This is a genomic window from Formosimonas limnophila (genome assembly GCF_014652675.1).
GTDB lineage: Bacteria > Pseudomonadota > Gammaproteobacteria > Burkholderiales > Burkholderiaceae > Hydromonas > Hydromonas limnophila.
Window position 1 is genome coordinate 16,118 of record NZ_BMZG01000010.1, and the last position, 11,907, is coordinate 28,024.

General features: G+C 48.8%; 12 protein-coding genes, 1 tRNA gene and 1 riboswitch. Of the genes, 12 read left to right on the forward strand and 1 reads right to left on the reverse strand.

Features of this window, described 5'->3' with window-relative positions:
- Positions 1 to 28 precede the first annotated feature (28 nt).
- Positions 29 to 1,048 (reverse strand): ribonucleotide-diphosphate reductase subunit beta, encoded by a 1,020-nt coding sequence (locus tag IE082_RS09295; RefSeq protein ID WP_189493650.1) that lies wholly within the window; start codon positions 1,046 to 1,048, stop codon positions 29 to 31.
- A 179-nt stretch (positions 1,049 to 1,227) separates the two neighbouring features.
- Positions 1,228 to 1,390, reverse strand: a riboswitch (cobalamin riboswitch).
- Positions 1,391 to 1,521: 131 nt separating this feature from the next.
- Between IE082_RS09295 and IE082_RS09300 the strand changes: the two genes are divergently transcribed.
- The 12 genes from IE082_RS09300 (at position 1,522) to nuoI (ending at position 11,892) form a co-directional block, all read left to right on the forward strand.
- Positions 1,522 to 2,550 carry an NAD(P)H-quinone oxidoreductase gene (locus IE082_RS09300; protein WP_229809804.1) on the forward strand — a complete coding sequence of 343 codons (1,029 nt, stop codon included), beginning with the start codon at positions 1,522 to 1,524 and terminating at the stop codon, positions 2,548 to 2,550.
- Between the two features lie 157 nt (positions 2,551 to 2,707).
- Positions 2,708 to 3,097, forward strand: a complete 390-nt coding sequence (secG, locus tag IE082_RS09305) for a preprotein translocase subunit SecG (RefSeq protein ID WP_189493651.1) — start codon at positions 2,708 to 2,710, stop codon at positions 3,095 to 3,097.
- Between the two features lie 32 nt (positions 3,098 to 3,129).
- Positions 3,130 to 3,216, forward strand: a tRNA-Leu gene (locus IE082_RS09310).
- Positions 3,217 to 3,339: 123 nt separating this feature from the next.
- The gene (locus IE082_RS09315) at positions 3,340 to 3,717 is read left to right on the forward strand and encodes an NADH-quinone oxidoreductase subunit A (RefSeq protein WP_189493652.1); all 378 of its coding nucleotides are present in this window, start codon (positions 3,340 to 3,342) and stop codon (positions 3,715 to 3,717) included.
- Between the two features lie 120 nt (positions 3,718 to 3,837).
- On the forward strand, positions 3,838 to 4,344 hold the full coding sequence (locus IE082_RS09320; protein ID WP_189493653.1) for a NuoB/complex I 20 kDa subunit family protein: 507 nt from the start codon (positions 3,838 to 3,840) through the stop codon (positions 4,342 to 4,344).
- Positions 4,341 to 4,934, forward strand: coding sequence for an NADH-quinone oxidoreductase subunit C (locus IE082_RS09325; protein ID WP_189493654.1), 594 nt, complete (start codon positions 4,341 to 4,343; stop codon positions 4,932 to 4,934). Before IE082_RS09320 ends, IE082_RS09325 begins: the two co-directional genes overlap by 4 nt.
- 21 nt (positions 4,935 to 4,955) lie before the next feature.
- Complete coding sequence (locus IE082_RS09330; RefSeq protein ID WP_189493655.1) at positions 4,956 to 6,209, forward strand: NADH-quinone oxidoreductase subunit D; 1,254 nt, start codon at positions 4,956 to 4,958, stop codon at positions 6,207 to 6,209.
- A gap of 4 nt (positions 6,210 to 6,213) precedes the next feature.
- Complete coding sequence (nuoE, locus tag IE082_RS09335; RefSeq protein WP_189493656.1) at positions 6,214 to 6,690, forward strand: NADH-quinone oxidoreductase subunit NuoE; 477 nt, start codon at positions 6,214 to 6,216, stop codon at positions 6,688 to 6,690.
- Entirely contained in the window at positions 6,687 to 7,979 is a 1,293-nt protein-coding gene (gene nuoF / locus IE082_RS09340) for an NADH-quinone oxidoreductase subunit NuoF (RefSeq protein ID WP_189493657.1), read from the forward strand. Before nuoE ends, nuoF begins: the two co-directional genes overlap by 4 nt.
- A gap of 16 nt (positions 7,980 to 7,995) precedes the next feature.
- Positions 7,996 to 10,317, forward strand: coding sequence for an NADH-quinone oxidoreductase subunit NuoG (nuoG, locus tag IE082_RS09345; RefSeq protein ID WP_189493658.1), 2,322 nt, complete (start codon positions 7,996 to 7,998; stop codon positions 10,315 to 10,317).
- Positions 10,317 to 11,384 (forward strand): NADH-quinone oxidoreductase subunit NuoH, encoded by a 1,068-nt coding sequence (gene nuoH, locus IE082_RS09350; protein ID WP_189493659.1) that lies wholly within the window; start codon positions 10,317 to 10,319, stop codon positions 11,382 to 11,384. Before nuoG ends, nuoH begins: the two co-directional genes overlap by 1 nt.
- Positions 11,385 to 11,403: 19 nt before the next feature.
- On the forward strand, positions 11,404 to 11,892 hold the full coding sequence (gene nuoI, locus IE082_RS09355; protein ID WP_189493660.1) for an NADH-quinone oxidoreductase subunit NuoI: 489 nt from the start codon (positions 11,404 to 11,406) through the stop codon (positions 11,890 to 11,892).
- The last annotated feature ends 15 nt before the right edge of the window (positions 11,893 to 11,907 follow it).

Consider the following 11,907-nt stretch of genomic DNA (forward strand, 5'->3'; position numbering starts at 1 on the left):
TGGTCGGTGGCGTGCGAGTTGTGTTTGATTAAAAATCTTCTTCCAACGAAAACACCTGATCGCTTTTATTAGATAACACACCTGCTTTTTGATAATCGCCGACGCGTTTTTCAAAGAAATTCGTTTTACCCTCGAGCGAAATCATGTCCATGAAGTCGAATGGGTTTTTCGTGTGGTAGATTTTCGGGTAGTCGAGCGCGGCGAGCCAGTGGTCGGCGACGAATTCGATGTACTGAGCCATGAGTTCGGCATTCATGCCGATGAGGTTCACGGGCAGGGCTTCGCAGACGAAGTTTTTTTCAATCTCAACGGCGTCGCGGATGATGGCTTGCACAGCCTCGGTGGATAGGCGTTGGCGCAGCATGCGATAGAGTGTGCAGGCGAACTCACAGTGCAGTGCTTCGTCGCGGCTAATCAGCTCGTTAGAGAACGTCAGTCCAGGCATGAGGCCACGTTTTTTCAGCCAGTACAAAGCACAAAAACTACCGCTGAAGAAAATTCCTTCAACGGCTGCGAAGGCGACCAGACGCTCGGCGAAGTTACCGTTGTCAATCCAGCGAAATGCCCAATTTGCTTTATTTTGGACGGCGGGGATGGTGTCGATGGCGTTGAATAGATGTGCTTTTTCGTCAGGATTTTGGATGTAGGTGTCAATCAGTAGTGCGTACGTTTCTGAGTGAATGTTTTCCACAGCGACTTGAAAGCCATAAAAACATCTCGCCTCTGGAATCTGCACTTCTTGCATGAAGTTCACAGCGAGGTTCTCATTCACGATGCCATCTGAGGCAGCAAAAAATGCGAGGACATGGCTGATGAAATGACGTTCATTGTTGGATAGCGCGCGCCAGTCGGTCAAATCACTTTCTAAGTCAATTTCCTGTGCGGTCCAAAAACTCGCTTTGTGGCGTTTGTATTGTTGCCATAAATTTGGGTGTTGAATAGGCAGCAACACAAAGCGATTGGGGTTGTGTGCGAGCATCGGCTCTAATGTGGGATCGAAGGTGTCAGAGAAAAACGAGGGTTGCTCTATGGGAAGTGCGGTGGACATGAGGCGTGCCTTTAAATGTTTGATCAACGGCAGGACAAACCATCGCAAAAACAAGGCGGGGTGCAGCGGCGAGCCGCGCGAGGATGTCAAAGTCCATGGGCGCGTGCTGTGGGTGAGGTTTGAAAAAACATAAACCACAAATTGATTGGCCGTGTGCACGCCTTTAATGCGAAGGTCGTGACACACTGATTGTTTGAGCAGATATCCTGACTTGATGTTAAATTGACCCGTCTTCCCGCGAAGCTCGCAGTGACGCTGTGGGTCAGTAGTTACACATCTTACAGTTGCGCTACAGTCCATGATTCTCACATGGTTCCCTGAACTCAAACAATGAGTGATGAGGTGAATCATAACAGAGAATTTTTCATCAGGCTGGCATAATCAGGTCAAAATTTGCTATCGAAGTGCAATCTTGATATAAAACAAAATGTTACCCAACATACATTAAAGATCGGATGAAAGAGGAGTTCTAAATGAAAGAGTTTGATACGCCATCGACCATGAAGGCAGTTATCTGTGAGGGTACAGGAGATGCTTCGGTGTTGCGCATAGCAGAATTGCCTACGCCAAATTTGCCAGCCGATAGCTCAGGATTGGTTGTGATTCGGGTTCATGCAGCGGGCGTTAATCGGCCAGACATATTGCAGCGGCAAGGGTTATACCAGCCACCGCCAGATGCATCGCCGATTTTAGGTTTGGAAGTCGCTGGTGAAATCGTCGGCGGTGATTTGGTGGGGACAAATTGGCGAGTCGGCGACGCTGTTTGTGCGCTCACGCACGGCGGGGGTTATGCGCAGTATGTGGTTGTGGATGCACGGCATTGCTTGCCTGTGCCGACGGGGTGGTCAATGGTGCAGGCGGCGAGTTTGCCTGAGACTTATTTCACGGTGTGGTTTAATCTGTTTCAAAAGGCGCGCTTGTGCGCCGGCGAGACTTTGCTTGTTCATGCGGGTGCGAGTGGTATTGGGGTGGCGGCGATTTCGCTGGCCTCTGCCTTGGGCGTTAGGGTTGTTGCCACTTTAGGTGAATCTATGGAGACGAAGGCGAATGCCTGTCAATCACTGGGTGCTGCTTTGGTCGTGGATGTGCGAGAGGTCGATTGGTGGCGAAATGTCTTGAGCTTTACGGGTGGCCATGGCGTCAATGCGGTGCTTGATGTGCGCGGTGGCGATACGCTGGATGCCAATATTCAGGTTATGGCGCACGGTGGGCGGTTGGTGTGGTTGGCGTTTTTGGCAGGCAATCGCACTGCACTGAAAATCAGTGAGGTGATGGCGAAAGAGTTGGTGCTCACTGGCTCGTTTTTACGAAGACAGTCGTCAATGATGAAAGCCGAAATAGCAGCCGATTTAAATGCCAAGGTCTGGCCGCTCATGCAGACTGGTGCAATCACACCCGTGCTCGATAGTGTATTTGATATGGTTGATGTCCAAGACGCACACCGACACATGGAGCGCAATGCTCATACGGGCAAAATTGTTCTTAAAATACACGACCATTGAAAAAAATGTATTGTGGCATTAGCCCATGTGCAGCGCAGCATACGGCGTTTTTTTGGTTGCAAAGTGCTGTTAAAAATGTAGAAATAGCTACCGTGCTGATTGACCTCAATAAAGCAAGTGCGTATAATAGAACCGTTTTGGGCAGTAAATGCTCGTTATGCCCATATTTCGTAAGTGGTCGATTTTACTGGCTCAAAAGGACAATGCAGTGGAAGCAGTCAAAATTTTAGTCATCGTTTTGCAAGTGATAGCCGCATTCGCGGTTATCGTCTTGGTCTTGTTGCAACAAGGCAAGGGTGCTGACGCTGGTGCAGCATTCGGTAGCGGCTCGTCTGGTAGTGTGTTTGGCGCAGTAGGCTCCGCAAATTTTTTAAGCCGCTCAACGGCTTGGATGGCGACAGTCTTCATCGTGTGCACTGTGTTGCTTGCATTTGGACGTTGGGGTGGTTCTGGTAGCGTGCTTGAGTCAGCGGCTGCGCCTGATAAGGTTGAGTTGAGTTCGCCTGCTGCGAAAACGACTGAGTCTACTGATAACATTCCAAAGTGAATGATTGGTGTACGTAAAATTTAAGTTTTAAAGCCGACGTGGTGAAATTGGTATACACGCTACCTTGAGGTGGTAGTGGTCTTATGACTGTGCGAGTTCGAGTCTCGCCGCCGGCACCAAATATACGGAAACGCAAATGTGCTCTGCATGTTTGCGTTTTTAAATAAAACCCACACAATTGGTGCGCAAACGCCTAAAATGGCGGTGCCCCTGTGGGGTTACAATTAAAATGGAAAAACACCATGGATATCACCAATTACGTTCCTGTATTGTTGTTCTTGGTCGCTGCGACAGGCTTGGGTTTGCTGGTGGTGGCCATTGGTTTTCTCCTTGGTCCGCGCAAGCCTGATGCGGCCAAACTCTCTCCCTATGAATGTGGTTTCGAAGCGTTTGAGGATGCGCGTATGCGCTTTGATGTGCGCTACTACTTGGTCGCTATTCTCTTTATTTTGTTTGATCTTGAGGCCGCATTTTTGATTCCTTGGGCGGTTGCCTTGAAGGATTTGGCCACACCTGAGGTTGGTATGTATTATGGCTTGGGTGTGATGTTGGTCTTCTTGGCTGAGTTGGTCTTAGGCTATATTTATATTTGGAAAAAAGGCGCGCTTGACTGGGAGTAGTCCTGTTGAGCGTTTTTGTATTGGCTTTTGAATCACATTTTTGCGAGTTTTCTTCAAGTTGAAGAAAGTAATCATTATTAAAAAGCAACAGAAGCAGTTGTTTGGCTTTTAGAGGCTATCATGAGTGACACCATCGAAAAACAAGGTTTTATCACCACCACGGCTGAAAACCTCATTAACTGGACGCGTACAGGTTCTTTGTGGCCGATGACGTTTGGCTTGGCTTGCTGTGCCGTCGAGATGATGCATGCGGGTGCTGCGCGTTATGATTTGGACCGTTTTGGCATTGTATTTCGTCCCAGCCCACGTCAGTCGGATGTGATGGTTGTGGCGGGAACGCTGTGCAATAAAATGGCACCTGCGCTGCGCAAGGTTTATGATCAAATGGCTGAGCCGCGCTGGGTGATTTCGATGGGTTCATGCGCCAATGGTGGTGGTTATTATCATTATTCGTACTCTGTGGTGCGTGGTTGCGACCGCATTGTGCCTGTTGATATCTATGTGCCAGGTTGCCCTCCGACAGCGGAAGCGCTCATCTACGGTATCATCCAGCTTCAGAATAAGATTATTCGTAAGCAAAAATCGATTGACACGGTTACAAACATTATTGTTCGAGGTGCAGCATGAGTTGGCAAGCTACGCTGGTTGAGCGTTTAAAGACCACTTTTGGTGCGGCTGCCGGCGTTGTGGAAACGCTGGGCGAGGTCACGATGACAGTCAATGCAGCAGACTACTTGCAAGTGTGTCAAACTTTGCATGACACCAGTGATTTGCGCTTTGACATCATGATTGATTTGGCGGGTGTGGATTACTCTGAATATGCTGATGGTGCTTGGATTGGTGCGCGTTTTGCCGTTGTCTTGCATTTGCTGTCGATTGATAATAACCATCGCTTGCGCCTTAAAGTGTTTGCCAGCGATGATGACTTTCCTGTGGTGCACTCAGTGACAGGTGTTTGGGTCGCTGCTGGTTGGTATGAGCGTGAAGCCTTTGATATGTACGGCATTGTGTTTGAAGGTCACAACGATCTGCGTCGTCTGCTCACTGATTATGGTTTTATTGGCCACCCGTTGCGTAAAGACTTCCCCGTGTCAGGTCATGTTGAAATGCGCTATGACACAGAGCAAAAACGTGTGATTTATCAGCCCGTAACCATCGACCCGCGTGAAATCACGCCGCGTGTCATTCGCGAAGAAGGGTATGGTCACGCGCAATAATGCGTGTTTGACGAGACTATTATGGCAGAAATCAAAAACTATACCCTGAACTTTGGTCCACAGCACCCTGCGGCGCATGGTGTGTTGCGTTTGGTGTTGGAGCTCGATGGCGAGGTTGTGCAGCGCGCCGATCCGCACATTGGCTTGTTGCATCGCGCGACAGAAAAATTGGCCGAACACAAAACCTACATTCAGGCCTTGCCGTACATGGATCGCTTGGATTATGTCTCCATGATGAGCAATGAGCATGCTTATGTCATGACCATCGAAAAAATGTTGGGTGTTCAAGTGCCTGTGCGCGCTCAGTACATCCGTGTTTTGTTTGATGAGATTACTCGAATTCTCAATCACCTCATGTGGATTGGCGCACATGCGCTGGACGTGGGCGCAATGACCCCGTTTTTATACGCGTTCCGTGACCGTGAGGACTTGTTCGATGCTTATGAGGCGGTGTCTGGTGCGCGTATGCACGCAGCGTACTATCGCCCAGGTGGCGTGGCGCGTGATTTGCCTGATTCAATGCCGCAATTGCGTAAATCCAAAGTGCGCAGCCAATCGTCAGTGAATAAAGTCAACTCGAATCGTCAGGGCACACTGCTCGACTTCCTCGAAGACTTCACAAAACGCTTCCCGCACTATGTTGACGAATACGAAACACTGCTGACCGACAACCGCATTTGGAAGCAACGTTTGGTGGACATCGGTATCGTCACGCCTGAGCGCGCGAAATCATGGGGTTTTACGGGTCCGATGTTGCGTGGTTCGGGTATTGCGTGGGATTTGCGTAAAAATCAACCGTACGAAGTGTACGAAAAGCTTGCTTTTGTCATCCCTGTCGGCAAAAACGGTGACTCGTATGACCGTTACCTTGTACGCATTGCCGAAATGCGGGAGTCGTGCAAAATCATGGTTCAGTGCATTGATTGGCTCAAGAAAAATCCAGGTGCTGTTATCACAGATGATCACAAAGTTGCGCCACCTGCGCGTGAAGACATGAAAACCAACATGGAAGCTTTGATTCATCACTTTAAATTATTCTCCGAAGGCATGCACATCCCGCCATCCGAGGCTTACGCCGCAGTTGAGCATCCGAAGGGTGAGTTTGGTATTTATATGATATCAGATGGTGCGAATAAGCCGTATCGCCTCAAAATCCGCGCCCCAGGTTTCACGCATTTGCAGTCGTTGGACGAAATGAGTCGTGGTCATATGCTGGCCGATGTGGTCACCATCATTGGCACGCAGGACATTGTGTTTGGCGAAATTGACAGGTAAAAAAATGTTATCTCAAGCCTCATTAGAAAAAATTGCGACAGAAGTCGCCAAATACCCATCAACCGAAGCCCAGTCTGCGGTGATGGGTGCATTGCGCATTGCGCAAACTGAGCTGGGCTGGTTGTCGCCTGAAACGATGCTGGAAATCGCGGGTATTCTCGACATGCCACCAGTGGCGGTTCAAGAAGTCGCAACGTTTTACAACATGTACGACTTAAAGCCTGTCGGTAAACACAAAATCACTGTTTGCACAAATTTACCCTGCGCCTTGTCTGGCGGTGTTGATGCGGCTGAATACATCAAACAAAAGCTCGGTATTGATTTTAACGAAACCACGACGGACGGCCTATTCACCCTCAAAGAAGGCGAATGCATGGGGGCTTGCGGTGATGCGCCCGTGTTGCTGCATAACAATCATAAAATGTGCAGTTTCATGAGCACGGATAAAATCGACGCACTCTTGCAGGAGTTGGCCAAATGACTTGTTTGCATGATCGACACATCGATCCCGTGATACTCGCGGGTCTAAATGGCAGCAACTGGGGCTTGGACGATTACGTCGCTCGTGGCGGTTACTCTGTTTTGAAAAAAATCTTAGCCGAACAAACGCCGCCTGATGACATCATTGCTGACATTAAATTATCAGCTCTGCGTGGGCGTGGCGGTGCAGGTTTTCCGACGGGGTTGAAGTGGAGCTTCATGCCACGTATGTATCCTGGTCAGAAATACCTTGTTTGTAATTCAGATGAAGGTGAGCCTGGCACATTCAAGGATCGTGATATTTTGCGTTATAACCCCCATGCTTTGATTGAGGGGATGGCGATTGCCGCGTACACGATGGGTATCTCTCGTGGTTATAACTACATTCATGGTGAGATTTTTGAGGTTTACGATATTTTCGAGCAAGCCTTAGCGCAGGCCCGTGCGGCCAACTTGCTGGGTGACAACATTCAAAACTCTGGTTTTAATTTTGATTTGTTCGCACACCATGGTTATGGCGCTTACATCTGCGGTGAAGAAACAGCGTTGCTCGAATCACTTGAAGGCAAAAAAGGCCAGCCACGTTTTAAACCACCATTCCCAGCATCTTTTGGTTTGTATGGCAAACCAACCACCATTAATAACACCGAAACATTCGCTGCTGTGCCATTCCTTCTTAAAATGGGTGGTCAAGCCTATCTTGACATCGGTAAGCCGAACAATGGTGGCTCTAAGATTTTCTCAATTTCAGGTGATGTGAATTTACCAGGCAACTATGAAGTACCGATGGGTACTCCGTTTGCTAAAGTGCTTGAACTGGCTGGTGGTATGCGCGGTGGCGCGATTAAAGCCGTCATTCCTGGTGGCTCTTCCGCGCCAGTGCTGCGCGGCGAAGTAATGATGGACACCAATATGGATTATGATTCGATTTCTAAAGCAGGGTCGATGTTGGGTTCTGGTGCGATTATTGTGATGAATGACACCCGTTGTATGGTCAAATCACTGCTCCGCTTGTCTTATTTCTACTACGAAGAATCGTGTGGCCAATGTACACCGTGTCGCGAAGGTACTGGTTGGTTGTGGCGTGTGGTCAATCGTATTGAGCACGGCAAAGGCCGTCCAGAAGACTTGGATTTGCTTGACTCTGTGGCTGGCAATATTATGGGTCGTACCATTTGTGCCTTGGGCGATGCTGCTGCATTACCGGTTCGCTCATTTGTGAAAAATTTCCGCGATGAGTTTGCGCACCACATTGAGCACAAGTCTTGCCTCGTGCCGACGTATCGTTAATTGAAGGTATCTAATCATGGTTGAGTTAGAAATTGATGGCGTAAAAGTCGAAATGCCAGAGGGCAGCATGGTCATGGACGCTGTCAAAACCCTTGGCAAATACGTGCCGCATTTTTGCTATCACAAAAAATTGTCGATTGCTGCATCGTGCCGCATGTGCTTGGTTGAGGTCGAAAAAGCGCCTAAGCCCTTGCCTGCGTGCGCGACGCCTGTCACACCTGGTATGGTGGTGCGCACACAAGTCGAATCGCCAAAAGCTCAAACCGCTCAAAAAGATGTGATGGAGTTTTTGTTGCTCAATCACCCGTTGGATTGCCCAATTTGTGACCAAGGTGGTGAATGCCAATTACAAGACTTAGCCGTCGGTTATGGCAAGAGCTCATCACGTTATCAAGAAGAAAAACGTGTTGTTCATGCCAAAGATGTGGGCCCTCTCATTTCAATGGAAGAAATGGCACGCTGTATCCATTGCACACGCTGTGTGCGCTTCGGCCAAGAAGTGGCTGGTGTGATGGAGTTGGGGATGCTCGGGCGTGGCGAACATGCCGAAATCACGACATTTGTTGGCAACAGCGTTTCGTCGGAACTCTCGGGCAATATGATTGATTTGTGCCCTGTCGGTGCAATCACTTCTAAACCCTATCGCTACAGCGCCCGTAACTGGGAACTGTCTCGCCGTAAATCTGTCAGTCCACATGACTCGCTTGGTACTAATTTGATTATTCAAGTCAAAGGTGGTCAGGTCATGCGTGTGCTGCCGCTTGAGAATGCAGAAGTCAACGACTGCTGGATTGCTGATCGCGACCGTTTTGCTTATGAAGGCTTAAATGCCAATGATCGTGTCACTGAGCCAATGATCAAAAAAAATGGCCAATGGGTTCCCGTCAGCTGGGATGAGGCATTCGCCTATGTGACGGAGCAACTCAAAACGATTAAAGGCCAGCATGGTGCAGACAGCATCGGTGCATTAGCTTCAAACAGTTCAACATTGGAAGAGCTCCACCTGCTGAAAACCTTTATGACGGGCTTGGGTAGCAACCACATTGATGTGAATTTGCGTCAAACAGATGATTCATTGTCACAGGCTTTGACTGGAGCGCCTTGGCTTGGTACGCCAATTGCAACATTCTCACAGATTCACGTGGCCTTGATTGTTGGTAGCGATTTACGCGCAGACCAACCTTTGCTCACAGCCCGCTTACGTGATGCAAGCAAACACGGTGCAAAACTCTTTGTGATGAACGCTGAGCAAGGCGACTTGCTCATGAAAGCGACGCAAGTCGCCGTCGCGCCGAGCGCGTGGCTCGAACGGTTGCACGCGATTGAAGCTGCCATCGCGGCCTCTGCGCAGGGCAACGACTTTGTTTCTGCCACCGCTGCGCGTCTGCTCGATCCAAAAGCGAAAAATAAAGCCATCGTTATTGGTGCTGCCGCATTGAATCACCCACAAGCCGCTCAAATTCTGGCGAGTGCGAATCGCATCGCTACTGCGACCAATGCAACAATTTCGGTATTGACAGAAGGTGCAAACTCTGTTGGTGCGCACTGGATTGGTGCTGTGGCGAAAAACGGTAGCTTGACCGCGCAACAAATGTTTATGCAACCTCGTGCCGCTTATGTGTTGCTCAACACCGAACCGCAATTTGATGCGGGTAATCCTGTGCAAGCCGTTAAGTCGCTCAACTCTGCTTTTGTTGTTGCAATTAACGCTTACGCCAGTGCAGTAGCTGATTACGCTGATGTGATTTTGCCAGCCACGCCATTTACTGAAACAGCGGGCACATTTGTCAATGTCGAAGGTCGTGCGCAAGGCTTCCATCCTGTAGTCAAGCCTCTGGCTCAGTCACGTCCGGCATGGAAAATTCTGCGCGTATTGGGTGAGCGTTTTGGTTTTGCTGGTTTTACCGCTAATGACGTTTTAGATGTTCGCGCCACTCTTTCTGAAGTTATTGATAATGGTGCTGCGTTGTGCAGTAATGCGGTGCAGAATCTTGCCGATACCTCGTTTGTCACTGGTGGCTTAGAAAAATCAGCTCGTGTAGCTCCGTATGCGAACGATGCGGTGACGCGCCGCGCAGAGTCACTTCAAAAAACTGGCTGGGCACAAGATGCCTTGGTGGTTGGCTTGGCGAAAAATGTTTATGAAAGTTTAGGGTTGGCCGTTGATCTGGCGGGTGATGCTGAATGGATTTATGTGGCACAGGATGGTGCCCGCGTGAAGGCGCAAGCGGTGCTGCGTGAGTCGTTGGCCGATAATGTGGTCGATATTCAAGCGGGCAGTGCTTTGGCCGCGCAATTAGGTAGCCAATTTGGCTCTGTGACTGTGGAGCGAGCATAATGGAGTTAATTAATCAATTCACTACATGGGGTGCTGGTGTTTTCGGTGAGACCCTATGGATGGTTATTTGGGCATTGATTCGCATTGTGCCGTTGATGGTTGCGATTTTGCTCTCTGTGGCTTATTTGACGTTCATGGAGCGTAAGGTCATCGGTTTTATGCAGGGGCGTCTTGGTCCGAATCGCGTGGGACCTTTTGGTTTGTTGCAACCGATTGCAGACGTTCTTAAACTACTTGTCAAAGAAATCATCACACCGACACGCGCGGACAAACCCTTGTATTATTTGGGCCCAATGATGGTGCTTGTGCCTGCTTTTGCGGTATGGGCAGTGATTCCGTTTGGTAAAGACATTGTGATTACCAATGTCGATGCGGCTTTGTTGTATGTCATGTCCATCGCATCGGTTGGTGTGTATGGCGTAATTTTGGCTGGTTGGGCCTCGAACTCTAAGTACGCGTTTTTTGGCGCGATGCGTGCATCTGCCCAGATGGTCTCTTATGAAATCGCTATGGGTTTTGCCATCATCGTTGTGTTGATGGTGTCAAATAGCTTGAATTTCCACACCATTGTTGAAGTCCAGCAAAAGGGCATGATGGCCGATGCGGGTTTAAATTTCTTGTCTTGGAACTGGTTACCATTGCTCCCCATGTTCCTTGTTTATTTGATTTCGGGTGTGGCTGAGACGAATCGTCACCCATTTGACGTGGTTGAGGGTGAGTCTGAGATTGTTGCGGGTCACATGATTGAGTATTCTGGTATGGGCTTTGCGTTGTTCTTCCTCGCTGAGTATACGAATATGTATGTGATTGCCGCACTGACGTCACTGTTATTTTTGGGTGGTTGGGATGCTCCTGTGGCTTTCTTGTCATTCATACCTGGTGTGGTGTGGATGCTCCTCAAAATGAGCGCTGTGATTTTCTTCTTCTTGTGGATACGTGCGACGTTCCCTCGTTATCGGTATGACCAGATCATGCGTTTGGGCTGGAAAGTGTTTATTCCTGTGTCGTTGTTGTGGTTGTTGGTGGTCGGTATTTGGTTGCATACGCCGCTGAGCATCTGGAAATGATTAAACTAAAGAGAACACCATGGCATCATTAAAACATTACTTTAAAAGTTTTTTCTTGGCTGAATTGTTGCAAGGTATGTCTGTCACAGGCAAATACTTTTTCAAGAACAAAGTCACTTTGCAGTACCCTGAAGAAAAAACGCCAATTTCTCCGCGTTTTCGTGGTTTGCATGCACTGCGCCGTTATCCGAATGGTGAAGAGCGTTGCATCGCATGCAAGCTTTGTGAAGCCGTTTGCCCAGCCATGGCAATTAGCATTGAGTCTGCGCAGCGTGATGACGGTACGCGCCGCACAACGCGTTATGATATTGACCTGACCAAATGTATTTTTTGCGGTTTTTGTGAGGAGTCTTGCCCTGTTGACTCCATCGTTGAAACTCACATTCTTGAGTACCATGGCGAGAAGCGAGGCGACTTGTATTTCACCAAAGAAATGCTACTCGCTGTCGGTGACAAGTACGAAGAAGAGATTGCTGCAGCTAGAGCGGCAGATGCAAAATATCGATAATTAATCAAAAAAAGT